This is a genomic window from Phytohabitans rumicis, assembly GCF_011764445.1.
Taxonomy (GTDB): Bacteria; Actinomycetota; Actinomycetes; order Mycobacteriales; family Micromonosporaceae; genus Phytohabitans; species Phytohabitans rumicis.
The window spans coordinates 8,644,580-8,660,243 of sequence record NZ_BLPG01000001.1 but is presented as its reverse complement, the minus strand read 5'-3'; the positions used below and the strand labels follow the sequence as shown (position 1 = coordinate 8,660,243).

The 15,664-nt window shown below is 71.9% G+C and carries 11 protein-coding genes and 3 pseudogenes; 11 read left to right on the top strand and 3 right to left on the bottom strand.

Translation table 11 applies throughout. The annotated features are described in order from the left end of the window. Positions 1 to 150 precede the first annotated feature (150 nt). The 8 genes from Prum_RS39270 to larAH all read left to right on the top strand — a co-directional run bounded on the left by Prum_RS39270 (position 151) and on the right by larAH (position 10,970). Entirely contained in the window at positions 151 to 1,413 is a 1,263-nt protein-coding gene (locus Prum_RS39270) for a glycosyltransferase family 4 protein (protein WP_173084676.1), read from the top strand. Then, positions 1,413 to 3,260 (top strand): 1,4-alpha-glucan branching protein GlgB, encoded by a 1,848-nt coding sequence (glgB, locus tag Prum_RS39265; RefSeq protein ID WP_173081933.1) that lies wholly within the window; start codon positions 1,413 to 1,415, stop codon positions 3,258 to 3,260. Before Prum_RS39270 ends, glgB begins: the two co-directional genes overlap by 1 nt. 1,226 nt (positions 3,261 to 4,486) lie before the next feature. Next, complete coding sequence (locus tag Prum_RS39260) at positions 4,487 to 5,104, top strand: TetR/AcrR family transcriptional regulator (RefSeq protein WP_173081930.1); 618 nt, start codon at positions 4,487 to 4,489, stop codon at positions 5,102 to 5,104. A gap of 21 nt (positions 5,105 to 5,125) precedes the next feature. After that, positions 5,126 to 5,932, top strand: a complete 807-nt coding sequence (locus tag Prum_RS39255; RefSeq protein ID WP_173081928.1) for a ferritin-like domain-containing protein — start codon at positions 5,126 to 5,128, stop codon at positions 5,930 to 5,932. Beyond that, the gene (locus Prum_RS54150) at positions 5,929 to 6,324 is read left to right on the top strand and encodes an SDR family oxidoreductase (RefSeq protein WP_173081926.1); all 396 of its coding nucleotides are present in this window, start codon (positions 5,929 to 5,931) and stop codon (positions 6,322 to 6,324) included. The genes Prum_RS39255 and Prum_RS54150 overlap by 4 nt, the downstream gene beginning before the upstream one ends. Then, entirely contained in the window at positions 6,321 to 8,189 is a 1,869-nt protein-coding gene (locus Prum_RS54145; RefSeq protein ID WP_281369093.1) for an HAD-IB family hydrolase, read from the top strand. Before Prum_RS54150 ends, Prum_RS54145 begins: the two co-directional genes overlap by 4 nt. Further along, positions 8,186 to 9,379, top strand: a complete 1,194-nt coding sequence (locus tag Prum_RS39240; protein ID WP_173081922.1) for a zinc-dependent alcohol dehydrogenase — start codon at positions 8,186 to 8,188, stop codon at positions 9,377 to 9,379. The genes Prum_RS54145 and Prum_RS39240 overlap by 4 nt, the downstream gene beginning before the upstream one ends. 40 nt (positions 9,380 to 9,419) lie before the next feature. Beyond that, positions 9,420 to 10,970 (top strand): NPN-dependent hydroxyacid isomerase, LarAH14/15/16 family, encoded by a 1,551-nt coding sequence (gene larAH / locus Prum_RS39235; RefSeq protein ID WP_218577578.1) that lies wholly within the window; start codon positions 9,420 to 9,422, stop codon positions 10,968 to 10,970. Here the strand turns inward: larAH and Prum_RS52735 are convergent. After that, complete coding sequence (locus Prum_RS52735; RefSeq protein WP_246278403.1) at positions 10,928 to 11,269, bottom strand: hypothetical protein; 342 nt, start codon at positions 11,267 to 11,269, stop codon at positions 10,928 to 10,930. The genes larAH and Prum_RS52735 overlap by 43 nt on opposite strands. Between Prum_RS52735 and Prum_RS55455 the strand changes: the two are divergent. Then, positions 11,154 to 11,465: pseudogene (locus tag Prum_RS55455) on the top strand (1-acyl-sn-glycerol-3-phosphate acyltransferase); the annotation flags it as partial. The gene Prum_RS52735 and the pseudogene Prum_RS55455 overlap by 116 nt on opposite strands. A 423-nt stretch (positions 11,466 to 11,888) precedes the next feature. Here the strand turns inward: Prum_RS55455 and Prum_RS39225 are convergent. Continuing rightward, positions 11,889 to 13,147, bottom strand: a pseudogene (locus Prum_RS39225) (serine/threonine-protein kinase). A gap of 76 nt (positions 13,148 to 13,223) precedes the next feature. Between Prum_RS39225 and Prum_RS39220 the strand changes: the two are divergent. Then, entirely contained in the window at positions 13,224 to 14,180 is a 957-nt protein-coding gene (locus tag Prum_RS39220) for a fibronectin type III domain-containing protein (RefSeq protein ID WP_173081920.1), read from the top strand. Here the strand turns inward: Prum_RS39220 and larE are convergent. Then, positions 14,177 to 15,016 (bottom strand): ATP-dependent sacrificial sulfur transferase LarE, encoded by an 840-nt coding sequence (gene larE, locus Prum_RS55450; protein ID WP_173084671.1) that lies wholly within the window; start codon positions 15,014 to 15,016, stop codon positions 14,177 to 14,179. The genes Prum_RS39220 and larE overlap by 4 nt on opposite strands. On the opposite strand from larE, the pseudogene larB reads away from it, so the two are divergent. Then, positions 15,015 to 15,614: pseudogene (gene larB, locus Prum_RS55445) on the top strand (nickel pincer cofactor biosynthesis protein LarB); the annotation flags it as partial. The gene larE and the pseudogene larB sit on opposite strands and share 2 nt — an antisense overlap. Positions 15,615 to 15,664: the final 50 nt, after the last annotated feature.

Sequence of the window (15,664 nt, the reverse complement as noted above, 5' to 3'; positions counted from 1 at the left end):
TACCTGCTCCCAAGAAATGGAGTCCTTGTGACCCTGCGGGTCGACCCCACCGACGGCGCCTTCCGTCCCACCCCGACCGCCTCGACCTTCCCGCACACCGGTCTACCGACCGCGACCGGCCCCGCGCCTGACGGGCGCCGTCGCATCCTGATGCTCTCCTGGGAGTACCCGCCCGTTCTCGTGGGTGGCCTGGGCCGGCACGTGCACCACCTCGCCACCACCCTCGCCGCCGCCGGGCACGAGGTCACCGTCGTCACCCGGCACGCGCCCGGTGCCGCCCTCGAGGAGTACGCCGAGGGCGTGCGCATCGTCCGCGCTCCCGAGGACCCGCCGGTCTTCCCGCTCGCGACCCCGTCGCTGCTGGCCTGGACGATGGCCTTCAACCACTCGCTGACCCGGGCCGCCCTGCGCGCCGCCCAGTCCGGCGAGTACGACGTGATCCACGCGCACGACTGGCTCGTCGCGCACGCCGCGGTCACCCTGAAGGAACAGCTGGACCTGCCCCTGGTCACCACGATCCACGCCACCGAGGCGGGCCGGCACCAGGGCTGGCTGCCCGAGGAGATGAACCGCACGATCCACTCCGTCGAGTGGTGGCTGAGCCAGGAGTCCGCCCGCGTCATCGCCTGCTCCGAGTACATGCGGTGGGAGGTCAACCGCCTCTTCGACGTGCCCGTCGAGCGGCTCGACGTGGTCGCCAACGGCGTGGAGATCGACCGCTGGCAGGTCCCCGCGGCCGCGGTCGACTCGGCCCGCAAGCGGTTCGCCGGCGACGGCCCGCTGCTGACGTTCGCCGGCCGCCTGGTGTACGAGAAGGGCGTGCAGGACCTGATCGCCAGCCTGCCGAAGCTGCGCGCCATGCACCCCGGCGTGCGCCTCGTGATCGCCGGCGACGGCCCGTACAAGCCGGAGCTCGAGGCCGACATCCACCGGCTGGGCCTGTCCCAGACCGTGACGTTCCCCGGCTTCCTCGGCGGCACCGACCTGCCCGCCGTGATCGCCGCCTCGGACTGCTTCGCGGTGCCGAGCATCTACGAGCCGTTCGGCATGGTCGCCCTGGAGGGCGCCGCGGCCGGCGCCCCGCTCGCGGTGGCCGCCACCGGCGGGCTCGCCGAGTTCGTGACGCCCGGCTTCAACGGCATGACGTTCCCGGCCAAGGACCCGGACGCCCTCGCCGACGCGGTCGGCGCGCTGCTGGCCGACGGCGAGATGGCTCGCACGCTGGCCGGCCGGGCCCGCGCGATGGTGCACGAGCGGTACGGCTGGCAGGCCATCGCGGCACGCACCGCGGCCGTCTACTCCGCGGCGATCGCGCAGGCGCCGGCGTTCAACGCGGCGCAGGCCGAGGCCCGCATGGCCAGCGGCCGCATGCCGATCACCATCCGCGAGGGCAACCTCCTGGCGGTCGCCTGATGCTGGACACCCTCGTGAACGACCGGATCAGCGAATTCGACCTGCACCTCATCACGCAGGGCCGGCACGAACGGCTCTGGGAGGTGCTCGGCGCGCACACCGTGGCCGGCGGCTCCCGCTTCGCCGTCTGGGCGCCGAACGCCCGCGAAGTACAGGTGGTCGGCGACTTCAACGACTGGGACGGCACGCCGCTTAAGGCCCAAGGCCCCAGCGGGGTGTGGGCCGGCTACGTGCGGGGCGCCGCGCCGGGGCACCGCTACAAGTACCGCATCCACGGCGCGGACGGCCGCTGGGTCGACCACGCCGACCCGCTCGCCCGGGCCACCGAGACGCCGCCGCTGACCGCGTCGGTGATCGACGAGTCGGCGTACGAGTGGGGCGACTCGGCGTGGCTCGCCGGCCGCCGTTCCGACCACCACGCGCGGCCGATGTCCGTGTACGAGGTGCACCTCGGCTCCTGGCGGCCCGGCCTGTCGTACCGCGAGCTGGCCGACCAGCTCGTCGGGTACGTGGCCGACCTGGGCTTCACACACGTGGAGCTGATGCCGGTCGCCGAGCACCCGTTCGGCGGCTCCTGGGGCTACCAGGTGACCGGGTACTACGCGCCGACGGCCCGGTTCGGGTCGCCGGACGAGTTCCGGTACCTGATCGACCGGCTGCACCAGGCCGGCATCGGCGTCCTGCTGGACTGGGTGCCGGCGCACTTCCCGCGCGACGAGTGGGCCCTCGCAAAGTTCGACGGCACCGCGCTGTACGAGCACCCGGACCCGCGCCGGGGCGAGCACCCGGACTGGGGCAGCCTGGTCTTCAACTTCGGCCGGTACGAGGTGCGCAACTTCCTCATCGCCAACGCGCTCTACTGGCTGGAGGAGTTCCACATCGACGGGCTGCGCGTCGACGCGGTCGCCTCGATGCTGTACCTGGACTACTCGCGCGAGCACGGCCAGTGGGAGCCCAACGCGTACGGCGGCAACGAGCACCTGGAGGCGATCGACTTCCTCCGCTCGCTGAACGAGACCGTCTACCGCCAGCACCCCGGCGCCGTGATGATCGCCGAGGAGTCGACCGCGTGGCCCGGGGTTTCCCGGCCGGTCGACTGGAACGGGCTCGGCTTCGGTCTCAAGTGGAACATGGGCTGGATGCACGACACTCTCGCGTACGTCGGGCGCGACCCGGTGCACCGCACCTTCCACCACGACGAGCTGACCTGGCCCACGGTGTACGCCTTCGACGAGCAGTTCCTGCTGCCGATCAGCCACGACGAAGTCGTACACGGCAAGGGCTCGCTGATCGGCAGGATGCCGGGCGACCGGTGGCAGAAGCTCGCCGGGCTGCGGGGGTTCCTCGCATACCAGTGGGCGTTCCCGGGCAAGCAGTTGCTCTTCATGGGCTGCGAGCTGGCCGACGACCGGGAGTGGAGCGAACAGGCCGGGCTGGACTGGACGCTGAGCGGTGAGCGGGTCCCCGACCTGCTGCGCGACCTGAACCGCGTGTACCGGGAGTCGCCCGCACTCTGGGCCCGCGACACGGATCCGGCTGGTTTCGGCTGGATCCGGCACGACGACCGCGCGTCCAACGTGGTCTCCTTCCTGCGCCACGCCGACGGCGAGGTTCTCGCCTGCGTGGTCAACTTCTCCGGCGTCCCCCGGCTGAACTACCGGCTCGGCCTCCCGGCCGCCGGCCGCTGGGACGAGGTCGTCAACACCGACGCGCACTGCTACGGCGGCTCAGGCGTGGGCAACTTCGGCGCGGTGCGCGCCGAGGACACGCCCGCGGACGGCCAGCCGTACTCCGCCGAGGTGCACATCGGCCCGTACGCCGCCGTCTGGCTCCGCCTCTCCACCTAGCCCCTCACCCCAACCGCCGCCCCCGCGCCCCGCAGTGGGCGGCGGCGCCCCGTCGATCAAGGACTCCCCCGCCGATCAAGGGCATACGGTCGTGGTTGGATCTCTTTTCCACAGCCGTTTGCCCTTGATCGGCGGGAAATCCCTTGATCGACGAACGCGAGGGTGGCACTCGCGGCCTGCGGGGCGTGGTGACCCGTGAGTAGGGGCCCCTCCTGGGGAATCGGGCGTGAGTGGGGCGCCCTCAAGGCCGGGTGGTTAAGGGAATCAGGTCCATGTGAAGCGCTGATGTGACGCGGCATCGCCCTCGACGTTGGCGACTGTGTCGAGAAATTGCCCGCCCAGGGGCAACTGTTCGCCACAGTCGCGGCGTAGGTCGGCCCTGCCGTCGATCACATCACCGGCCCGGTGGGTGGACCGAGATCCAATGGCCGGTCATATCGGATACATCCGGGTGCAGGCCCGGCCCACCCCTAGCCAAGTCGAAGCTGGCAGTAGATCTAGACGAGATAGGGCTCGATGTCAGCCATAACTCGTCTAGATCTACCCCCGCCTCGTCGTCGCGGCATTGACGTCCGCACCGGCCCCCTGATGTTGCGGCCTTGAGGGCGCCCCTGTTGTGCGCTGCCAGGTGACCGCGCCGCTCCCGATCACCCGGACGGTGACCCGGCTCCTGTGGTGATCATGAAGTTGACGCCGGGGAGAGCCCTTTTCCCTGCCGCTAACTTCATGATCACCGCAGGCTGGCGGCGGCTCCAACGCTCGGCAAGCGATCAGCCGCGCGGCTTGACAGCGCCCAGGAATCCTGAACTACCCGGCCTTGAGGGCGACCCACTCACGGGGGCACCAGCCAAGCGGGGCGCCCTTCTCACGTCGGAACGCCCAGTAGGGGCCCCCTTGGGGCCCTGTGCGCTCCGCCCCGCCCACTCCGGCCCCGCCCGCTCCAGCCCCGCCCTGCCCGGCTCGCCGATCAAGGGATTCCGCGTCGATCAAGGGCAAAGGGTCGTGGTTTGGAGATCGAAGCACGACCGTATGCCCTTGATCGACGAGAAGGGGGGCGCGGCGGCGGCGACGAGAAGGGGGCCGCGGGACGGGGCGCGAGATGGGGGCGGGGTGGGGTGTGACTGGGGTCGCTCTTGATGCGGGGGGTGCTGGCGTGACAGCATAACCGGAATCAAACTGGACCGTTTGGTTTGACGGGGAGCCACGACGGATCGCGCGGGGGTGCGGTGGAGCTGGATTCACGGCGTGCCCAGGCCAAGCGCGCCCAGATCCGCAACGGCGCTCTCACCGCCTTCCTGGAGTCGGGGGTCGCCGGCACCAGCATGGATCACGTCGCCGCCTGTGCCGGCGTCTCGAAACAGACTCTTTACGTTTACTTCCGCAGCAAGGAAGACCTGCTCGTCGACGTACTCGGTGGGATCGTGACGTCCCTCGACGAGCGCGCGCCGCTGCTGGCCGACCGCCCGGTCACCTCCCGGGAGGACCTGCGCGACGTGCTGTCCGAGGTGGGCTGGGTGATGGTCAGCCACCTCATGAGCGACGACTACCTGGCCCTGTTCCGCATCTTCATCGCCGAGATGGCCACCACGCCGGGGCTGCTCACCATCTGGCGGGAGACCGTCCCCGCACGCTTCCTGGCCCGCGTCGAGGCCGTGCTGGACCGCGCCCGCGCCGCCGGGGTCATCAAGAGCGACCTGGACCTCGACCTCGCCACCCGGCTCTTCATCGGCCCGATGATGACCTTCGTCTTCCTCGACGGGCTCGCCCGTCCCGACAGTGTCCTGGTTCCGAATCGCAAGCGGGTCGACGAAGTGGTCGACCTGTATTTGCACGCCGTCACCTGATCCCCCTCGGAGGCCGGCCGAATGTCATTCAACCTCGACCACTACAAACACACCGCCAAGGCCGTACAGGTGGACGACATCGACTTCGATGACTTCCGCGACCAGCCCTTGTCCGCCGATGCCCTGCGCTGCCTGCACTACATGACCGACGTGGAGACGCATACCGTCTGCTACCTGCGCGACCTGCTCGTCACCCCGTCGCACCAGAACCCACGGATCACCACGTTCCTGACCATGTGGAACTTCGAGGAGTTCTGGCACGGCGATGTCATCGACCGGATCCTCGCGGTGCACGACGAGATCAACGGGCTGCCCCGGCACGAGTCGGTGCGCCGGGCCCAGGGGTTCGCCGGCAACGTGGTCGCGCCGATCACGCAGTGCCTCGCCGCGGCGGTCCTGGGCGAGGATTTCATCGCCACGCACATGACCTGGGGAGCGGTCAACGAGTGGTCGGCGCACGCCGCCTACGGCAGGTTGATCGAGCTTGAACAGCATGCGACGCTGACGAAGATTCTGCAGCGTATCCAGCAACAGGAGAGCCGACACTTGGCGTTCTACATGTCCGAAGCCCGCGAACGGCTGGAGAAGAGCCGGCGTGCCCAGCGCATCACCCGGTTCGCGCTGCGCCGTTTCTGGGCCCCGGTGGGATCGACCATCACGCCCAAGGCGGAGACTCGGTTCGTACTCAACCACCTGCTCGGCGGGGAGGACGGCGGCAAGATGGTGCGGATGCTCGACGGGAAGGTCGACAAGCTGCCCGGCCAGGAAGGGCTCGACCTGGTGTCCAAGGCCATGGCGAGCTTCGGCGTGCGGGTCGCTACCGCATGAGCCACTTACACGGGGAGCACATCCTGCTGACCGGCGGCACCGGTTTCCTCGGTCAGGCGCTGCTGGAGAAGATCCTGTCCAGCTACCCCGAGACCCGGGTCACGCTGCTGGTCCGCCGCCGGGGCAGCTCGTCCGGCAGCGACCGGCTGGCCACGCTGCTGCGCCGGCCGGTGTTCAACCGCTGGCGGGACGCGGTCGGCGCGGACGGCGTCGCCGCGGCGGTCGCCGAGCGGGTCAAGGTCATCGACGGCGAGCTGGGCAACACCGAGTTCACGCTGCCCGGTGACGTCGGCGCGGTGATCCACGCGGCCTCGACGGTGTCGTTCGACCCGCCCATCGACGACGCCTTCCGCACCAACGTGCAGGGGTCGTCGACCTCTACGACGCCGTGAAGAAAGCGGGCGTCACGCCCCACATCGTGCACGTCTCGACCGCCTATGTCGCCGGGGCGCGCAAGGGCGTCGTACCCGAAAGATCGCTGGACCACGACGCGCGGTGGCGGACCGAGCTGGCCGCGGCGCGCGCGGCGCGGGAGAGCGTGGAGTGGGATTCGCGGCGCCCGGCGGTCCTGCGCCGCCTGCTCGCGGAGGCCCGCAAGGACCACGGCAAGTCCGGGCCGCAGAGCACCTCGGCCGCCGCCGAGGAGCGGCGCAAAGAGTGGGTCGAGAACCAACTGATCGAGTACGGCCGGCTGCGCGCGCAGAGCGTCGGGTGGCCCGACGTGTACACGTTCACGAAGGCGCTCGGCGAGCGGGTGGCCGAGGAGACCCTGATCGGCGTGATGCCGCTGTCGGTGGTCCGGCCGGCGATCGTGGAGAGCTCGCTCAAGCACCCGTACCCGGGGTGGATCGACGGCTTCAAGATGGCCGACCCGCTGATCCTGGCGTACGGCCGGGGCATCCTGCCGGAGTTCCCCGGCCTGCCGGACGGCGCGCTCGACATCATCCCGGTCGACATCGTGGTCAACGCGACCCTCGCGGTGGCGGCCGCGCCGCCGCCGGTGGACGAGCCCGCGTACTACCACGTGGGATCCGGCGCCCGAAACCCGCTCACCTTCCGCGGCATCCACGAGAGCGTCCGGGAGTACTTCACCGAGCACCCGATGCCGGACGGCGGGCGCGGCCAGATCAAGGTGCCGGAGTGGACCTTCCCCGGCGCCCGGCGGGTGGAGCGGCAGCTGCGTACCGGCGAGAAGGTGCTGTCGGTGGCGCAGAAGCTGCTGCTGTCCGCCCCGGCCACCAAGCGCACCCGGCACTGGCAGGACGACCTGACCCGGCAGCAGGACAAGGTCGACTTCCTGCGCAAGTACGCCGACCTGTACGGCGTCTACACCGAGGCCGAGGTCGTCTACACCGACAACAAGCTGCTGGCGCTGCACCGGTCGCTGCCGGCCGACCGGGTCGAGGACCACGGCTTCGACGCCGCCGTCGTCGACTGGCACCACTACCTGCAAGAGGTGCACTACCCGGCCGTCACCGCCACCATGCGCAAGGCGACCGTCGGCAGGCGCACCAGCAACAGCGCGCTGCCGCCGCTCAAGCGCTCGGCGAACGGCGGCGACGTGGTGGCCGTGTTCGACCTCGAAGGCACGATCGTGGCGTCCAACGTCATCGAGACGTACCTGCTGGCCCGGCTCTGCGACCTGCCCCGCTCCGGCTGGCCCGGCGAGCTGGCCGACCTGGTCCGCAAGCTGCCCCGCTACCTGGCCGCGGAGCGCCGCGACCGGGGCGAGTTCCTGCGCACGTTCATGCGCCGGTACGCCGGCGCCGACGAGGCGGGCCTGGCCCGGATCGTGCACGACCGGCTCGGCGACGCGCTGCTGCGCCGTTCCCACCCGGAGGCGATCCGGCAGGTGCGCAAGCACCGCGCGGCCGGGCACCGCACGGTCCTCATCACGGGTACGGTCGACGTCCTGGTCCAGCCGATCGCCGGCCTCTTCGACGAGGTGGTGGCCAGCCGGCTGCACGTGCGGGACGGCCGCTACTCCGGGTTCCTGGAGTCGCCCCCGCTGGTCGGCGAGGCCCGCGCCGCCTGGCTGCGCCGGTACGCCGAGAACGCCGGCGCGCTCCTGACCGAGAGCTACGCGTACGGCGACAGCTATTCCGACCGCCCGCTGCTGGAGGCTGTGGGGCACCCGATCGCGGTCAACCCCGACCCGCACCTGTACCGCCACGCCCGCTCCCGCCGCTGGCCGGTGGCGCAGTGGAAGGCGTACACGTTGCCCGTGGGCGACGCGTTCCTGGAGACCGTGCCATGAACCTGAATCTGGAGTACCACCGCTCGCCGGCCCGCTACATGGCCGCGCGCACCGCGACCGGCACCATCGCCAGCGGGCGGGCGTCGGGCTGGTGGGCTGCCAACATGTCGCCGCTGCGCCTGGTCAACCGCCCCGACCCGCGCCCGCCGGGGCCGGACTGGACCCGGGTCAAGCCGCTGCTGTCCGGCATCTGCGGCTCCGACCTGGGCCTGCTCACCGGGCGCAACTCGCCGTACCTGTCGGCCCTGGTCTCGATGCCCTTCACCCCCGGCCACGAGGTGGTCGGCGAGACCCTGGACGACCTGCCCGACCTGCCGCGCGGGTCGCGCGTGGTGCTCGACCCGGTGCTCGGCTGCCTGCCCCGCCAGGTCGAGGTCTGCCCCGGCTGCGCCGCCGACGAGCACAGCCGCTGCGACCACATCACGTCCGGCGCGGTCTCGGCCGGCCTGCAGACCGGCTTCTGCGCGGACACCGGCGGCGGCTGGAGCCGGATGCTGGTGGCGCACGCCAGCCAGCTGCACCGGGTGCCGGACGCGCTGGACGACGAGCGCGCCCTGCTCGTCGAGCCGCTCGCGTGCGCGGTCCACTCGGTGCGCCGGATCTCGATCCCGGACGGCGCCAGCGTGCTCGTGGTGGGCGCCGGCACGGTCGGCCTGTTCACCACGCTCGCCCTGCGCGAGTACACCAAGGCCGGCCCGATCTACGTCATCGCCCGGTACGCCCACCAGCGCGAACGGGCCCGTGAGATGGGCGCCACCGAGGTGCTCTCCTCGGACCGGGCGGCCCGGGCGCTGCGCCGCGCGACCGGCGGCTTCCTGGCCCGGCCGGAACGGGCGTCCGAGTTCCTGCTCGGCGGCACCGACATCGCGTTCGAGTGCACCGGCGGCTCCGGGCTGGACACCGCGCTGCGGGTCGTCCGCGCCGGCGGTACGGTCCTGATGTCCGGCATGCCCAATGCCGGTGCCGACCTCACGCCGGTGTGGTTCCGCGAGCTCAACCTGGTCGGGGCGTACGCCTCCGGCGGCAACGACTTCCCGGACGCGCTGGCGCTGGCCCAGTCGGCGCCGCTGACGGGGTACGTCGACGCGATCTACCCGCTGTCCCGCTGGCGGGACGCGATCGGCCACGCCAGCGCGGCTGGACGGTTGGGCTCGGTCAAGGTGGCGTTCGACCCGACGAAGGATCAATAGGGGGATTTGACCCGTGAGTAGACCAGGTTTCGTTCTCGAGGTGGACGAGCGCACCCCGGCATTGCTGATGCACGAGGGTGAGGGCTTCCGCCTGGAGAAGCTGCCGCTGGGCAGCCGGGTCATCTACCCGCCGGAGTCGCTGCCCGGGCTGCGCGACATCGACGCGCAGATCCGCAAGGCGCTGGCCAACCCGCTCGGCCGCGAGCCGCTGCACGAGCTGCTGCGCCCCGGCATGCGGCTGACCATCGTGTTCGACGACCTGTCGATCCCGTTGCCGCAGATGCGTACGCCGGACATCCGCCAGCGGGTCATCGAGCACGTGCTGGAGCTGGCCGCCGCCAAGGGCGTCGACGACGTCGAGCTGATCGCCGGCAACGCGCTGCACCGGCGGATGACGCCCGCCGAGCTCAAGCGCACCGTCGGCGAGCGGGTCTACCGGTCGTTCTTCCCGCGCCACCTGCGCAACCACGACGCCGAGGACAAGGCCAACCTCACCGTCATCGGCCACACCAAGCACGGCGAGATCGTCGAGATCAACCGCCGGGCCGCCGAGAGCGACCTCATCGTGTACGTCAACGTGTCGCTCACCGCGATGAGCGGCGGGCCGAAGTCGGTGTCGGTCGGGCTCGCCTCCTACCGCAGCCTCAAGCACCACCACAACGTGCACACGCTGCGGCACTCGCGGTCCTTCAACGACCCGGCGAACTCGGCCATGCACCACTCGTACGACCGGATGGCCGGGCTGCTCGGCGACAGCCTCAAGATCTTCCAGATCGAGACGACGGTCAACAACGACACGTTCCCGACCCAGCTCGGCTTCCTGAACAAGCGCGAGTGGGAGTGGTCGCTGAAGGACCAGGCCACCTACCTGGCGGTGAAGCGCGCCAACGACCTCGCCCCGGCCAAGCAGCGCCGGCAGCTCTGGCACAAGACCGCGTCGCCGTACGGGGTCACCTCGGTCACCGCGGGCGACCCGGTCCAGGTGCACGAGGTCACCATGCGCCACATCCTGCGCCAGCAGCTGACCGAGGTGGACGGTCCGTCCGACATCGGCATCTGGGGCCTGCCGTACATCTGCCCGTACAACGTCAACTCGATCATGAACCCGATCCTGGTGATGTCGCTCGGCCTCGGGTACTTCTTCAACCTGTACCGCAACCAGCCGATCGTGCGGCCCGGCGGGGTGGCGATCTACTACCACCCGGTGCAGAACGAGTTCCACCCCGTGCACCACCCGAGCTACATCGACTTCTTCGAAGAGGTGCTCGCCGAGACCACCGACCCGGTGGCCATCGAGACCAAGTTCGAGGAGCAGTTCGCCACCGACCCGTGGTACATCCACCTGTACCGCAACAGCTACGCGTACCACGGCGTGCACCCGCTCTACATGTGGTACTGGGGCGCGCACGCGCTGGAGCACCTGGGCGACGTCATCTTCGTCGGCGGCGACCGCAAGACGACGTCCCGCATGGGCTTCCGGTCGGCGTCCACGCTGAACGACGCGCTGGAGATGGCCCGCGAGCGGGTGGGCGGCTCCCCCACCATCACCTACCACCACACGCCACCGCTCGCGATGGCCGACGTACGGTGAGGGCACGTCATGGGCTTGATCAAGGATGTCCGGGCGCTCACCGGCGGGCGGGACTGGCGCGGCCGGTCGCGTACGCCCCGCTCGGCGATCGCGCACGAGCCGCCGGCGCCGCCCCGCGAGTTCCCCACCGGCTGGGCCCGCACCCAGGTGGCCCAGGCCGCCCGGCGGGTCCTGCAGCGCGGGGTGCTCACCCCGCTGGCCTGGAGCACGACCAAGCCGGAGATCGAGGGTCGGGACCGCCTCGCCGGGCTCAAGGGTCCGGTGGTGTTCGTGGCCAACCACAGCAGCCACCTGGACACCCCGCTGATCCTCGGCTCGCTCCCCCGCCACCTCGGCCAGCGGGTCGCGGTCGGCGCCGCCGCGGACTACTTCTTCGACGCCCGCGTGCGGGCGGTGGTGACCGCGCTGGTGTTCAACGCGTTCCCCGTCGAGCGGCACCGGTCCCGCCGGCTGCGCAGCCTCGCGCCGTACCTGCTGGCCAAGGGCTGGAGCCTGCTGCTCTTTCCGGAGGGCACGCGCAGCGAGGACGGCTGGATGTCCCCGCTGCGGCTGGGGCGGCGCACCTGTGCGTCACCCAGGGCGTGCCACTGGTCCCGATCGGGCTGCGCGGCACGTACGCCGCGATGCCGCGCGGCCGCAACTGGCCGGTGCCGGGACGGGCCCGCGTGGTGGTCCGGTACGGCACCCCGCTGCACCCCGAGGAGGGCGAGGGCGCCCGCGGGTTCAACACCCGGATGGCCGAGTCGATCGCCCAGCTGTGGGCCGAGGAGGAGCTCGGCTGGTACGGCTCGCTGCGCGCCCAGGCCAAGCGCGAGCTGTCGCTGCCCAACGGCCACCAGTACCCGCAGGGCTCCTGGCGCCGCACCTGGGAGTCCACCCGCCCCCTGGCCACCCCCGCCGCACCCCCGCCTGGGAGGACTAGCCGGCGGAGCCGGCCGAGCTTTCCGCGCTCGGGGTCGACCCGGCCGCCGGCACCGACCCGGTCGGCTCGGGCGCCGCGCTCGTCGGGTTGGACGGGGGCTCCGCCGACTCGCTGGGCTCCTCGCTCGGCGTGGCCGCCGCGCTCGTCCGTGGGGCCTGGCTCGGCGGGGCGGTCGTCCGCGTGCCCGGCGTGTTGGTCCGCTGCGGCTGGCCCGGCTGGGTGGCCCCGGTCGTGGCGGGCGCGCTCGTGGTGCCGTCGGCGGGCGGTGCGTCGCCGTTCGCGGCGAGCAGGAGCGCCGCCCCCACGGCCAGCACGCTCGCGGCGGCCACCGCGCCCACGACCGCTACGACCCGGCGGCGCCGGCCCGTAGCGGGCGGCCCGCCGGGAACGAGCACCGCGGGCAGTTCCGCCGTCGCCGTGACGCCCGTGCCCGCCGCGGCGGCCTCGGCGGCGTCCGCCATGGCGGCGGCGGTCGGGTACCGGTCGGCGGGGTTCTTGGCCATCGCGCGGACGACCACGGCGCGTACCGGCGGGGGCACGTCGGCGGGCAGTTCCGGCGGTTGCGCCTCGACGTGCATCATCGCGATGGCCAGCGGGCTCTCGCCCATGAACGGCGGATGCCCGGCCAGCGCGTGGTACGCCACCGCGCCGAGGGCGTACACGTCGGTGGCGGCCGAGACGGGCCGCTGGGACGCCTGCTCGGGGGCCATGTAGAACGCGGTGCCGAGCACGCCGCTGGTCCGGGTGAGGCTGGTCAGCTCGGTGGACCGCGCCACCCCGAAGTCCAGCAGCACCACCGTGCCGTCTGGCCGGATCAGCAGGTTGCTCGGCTTGACGTCGCGGTGCACGATGCCGCCGGCGTGCGCGGCGTCGAGCGCCCGCGCGGACTGGGCCACGACCGACATGGTCTCCGCGGCGGTCAGCCGCCCCTCCCGGGCGATCCGGGCGGACAGCGGCTCGCCGTCGACGTACTCCATCACCAGGTACGTCGCCCGGCCGCCCTCGGGCAGGTCGCACTCGCCCCGGTCGTACACCTGAACGACGCCGGGGTGGCGGACGGCGGCCATCATGCGCGACTCGGCGAGGAAGCGCGCCCCGAACGACGCGTCGTTCGACAGCGTGGGCAGCAAGATCTTGACCGCGACCGTACGGCCGAGGAGGAGATCGGTCGCCCGCCACACGTCTCCCATGCCCCCGTGGCGACCCGGGCGTCGAGGCGGTAGCGGTCGTCGAGCGAAACTCCAGAACTCAGCACGCTCTACCGATACCCACTCCCGGCGGCCTTGACCACCCCTTGACGCAGCCTTGACCCCGGCAGTCACGTTTGACGTATGAGGCGAATCACTATCAGTGCGCTCTGTGTAGCGCTCGCCGCGGCGCTCCTCGCCGTCGCCGCGGCACCCGCGGGGGCGGCGCCACGCCGCGATCGAACGCCGCCGACGACGCCCGGCAACCTGCGCGTCACCGCCGTCACGGCGACGACGATCTCGCTGGCCTGGAACGCGGCCAGCGACAACGTCGGGCTCAACGCGTACATCGTGTACCAGCAGTCCGCGCTGGGCACCTACGGGATCTACCACTCGCCGGGCTCGACCACCTTCACGGACACGATCGGCGTACGGGGGTACACCAAGACCTACTGGGTGGTGGCCGAAGACACCTCCGGCAACCGCTCCGGTGAGAGTAACCGGGTCACCGCCACCACGACGCCGGACACCTCGCCGCCCACCGCGCCGGTGCTGACCGTGACCGGCGTCACCCAGTCCACGGCGTCGCTGTCCTGGACGGCGTCGACCGACGACGCCGGCACACCCGGCTACCGGATCTTCGTCAACGGGGCACCCGCGCAGTTCACCACGCCGATACCGTCCGCCGGGATCCGGACGGCATCGGTCCGCCATCTCACCCCGGGCACGGCGTACACGTTCACCGTCCGGGCCGCGGACGCCGCCGGCAACCTCTCCCCGCCCAGCAACGCCGTGGTGGCGACGACCGCGCCCAGCGCGGACGCGACGGCGCCGACCACGCCGGGCAACCTGCGCATCACGTTCGACATGGGCTGCGCGGTCGACCTGGCCTGGAACGCGTCGACCGACAACAGCACACCCATCGAGTACGAGGTGTTCGTCAACGGCGGCATCCAGACGATCTTCGTCGGGGTGACGACCGGCTTCGTGTACCACACCAACGTCAATGGGCTGAACACGTTCGCCGTCCGGGCGGTCGACCCGTCCGGCAACAGCTCCCCGCTCAGCAACGAGGTGACGAGCGCCTTCGCCGAGTGCTAGACCCTCCGCCATTGCTCCGGGTCGGTGAGCATCTCGTTCATCGACCCGGAGCGGAACGCCTCCACCGTCAGCGCCGCCCCGTCGAACCCCGCCGCCAGGATCGCGGCGCGCAGGTCCGGGTCGTCGCGCGCCGGCTCGACCACGTGCTCGTCCACCTCTAGGCGGACCGAGCCGCCCAAGTCCCGTACCCGGACATTGTGCACATGATGGGCGGCGAGCAACCGGCGGGCGGCGGCCTCCGCGCGCTCCACCCGGGCCAGGCGCGCCGGCGTGATCGCCACGCCGTACGCGATGCGGCTGGACAGGCACGCGGCGGCCGGCTTGTCCGCGGTCCGCAGGCCCCAGGTCCGCGCGATCGCGCGGACCGCGCCCTTGTCCAGGCCCAGATCGGCGAGCGGGGTACGCGCACCGCGCTCGGCCGCGGCCCGGATGCCCGGCCGGAAGCCGGCGGCGACGTCGGAGGCGTTCGTGCCGGTGGCCACCGCGGCGAACCCGTGCTCCTCGGCGACCCGGGTCGCCGTGTCCAGCAGCGTGCTCTTGCAGAAGTAGCAGCGCCGCGGCCCGTTCTCGCGGTAGCCGGCCACGTCCATCTCGCGGGTCCGCACCGCGTGGTGCTCGACCCCCAGCCGCGCGCAGAACTCCGCCGCCTCGGCCACCTCCGCGGCGGGCACCGCGGGCGAGACCGCCGTGACGCCCGCCACCCCGTCCGGCCCCAGCGCCCGCGCCGCCGCGGCGAGCACCACGCTGGAGTCGACGCCGCCGGAAAGCGCCACGAGCGTCCGGCCGTATCCTGCGAGTTCGGCGACCAGCCGGTCCGCGGCAGATGGGGGCAGCATGACTGAACGGTACCCAAACGGGGCCGGCGCGGAGATCGCGGATCTCGGCTTCGCCCGGCTCGACCTGGACCGGGCGGCGCGCACCGGCGACCCGGAGGTGGTGTTCGGCCGCGGCAAGACGCCCCAGCAGATCGTCGCCGCGCTGCGCGCGCTGCACGAGGCCCACCCCGACAACGCCGTCCTGGCCACCCGGCTGTCCGACGAGGCGCTCGCCCGCTGCCGCGCCGAACTGCCCGGCGCCGAGGTCGACGAGGTCGCGCGGGTCGCCGTCCTCGGCGATCCGGGCCCGGCCCGCGGCCGGGTCGCGGTGGTCGGGGCCGGCACCGCCGACCTGCCGGTCGTCCGGGAGTGCGCGACCACGGTACGGGTCTTCGGCGCCGAACCCGACGTCATCGTCGACGTGGGCATCGCCGGCCTGCACCGGCTGCTCGCCCAGCGGGACCGCATCGACACCGCCGACGTCGTGGTCGCGGTCGCCGGCATGGAGGCCGCACTGCCGTCGGTGGTCGGCGGCCTCACCGGCGTCCCGCTGATCGCGGTGCCGACCAGCATCGGGTACGGCTGGCACCTGGACGGCCTCACCGCCTGGCTCGCCACGCTGAACAGCTGCGCTCCCGGGGTGCTGACGGTCAATGTGGACAATGGCTT

Bases quoted from the DNA above. Each gene is read 5' to 3' on its own strand.
- Prum_RS39270 (WP_173084676.1), top strand. From the start codon at position 151: ATGCTCTCCTGGGAGTACCCGCCCGTTCTCGTGGGTGGCCTGGGCCGG.
- glgB (WP_173081933.1), top strand. From the start codon at position 1,413: ATGCTGGACACCCTCGTGAACGACCGGATCAGCGAATTCGACCTGCAC.
- Prum_RS39255 (WP_173081928.1), top strand. From the start codon at position 5,126: ATGTCATTCAACCTCGACCACTACAAACACACCGCCAAGGCCGTACAG.
- Prum_RS54150 (WP_173081926.1), top strand. From the start codon at position 5,929: ATGAGCCACTTACACGGGGAGCACATCCTGCTGACCGGCGGCACCGGT.
- Prum_RS39240 (WP_173081922.1), top strand. From the start codon at position 8,186: ATGAACCTGAATCTGGAGTACCACCGCTCGCCGGCCCGCTACATGGCC.
- Prum_RS39220 (WP_173081920.1), top strand. From the start codon at position 13,224: ATGAGGCGAATCACTATCAGTGCGCTCTGTGTAGCGCTCGCCGCGGCG.
- larE (WP_173084671.1), bottom strand. From the start codon at position 15,016: ATGCTGCCCCCATCTGCCGCGGACCGGCTGGTCGCCGAACTCGCAGGA.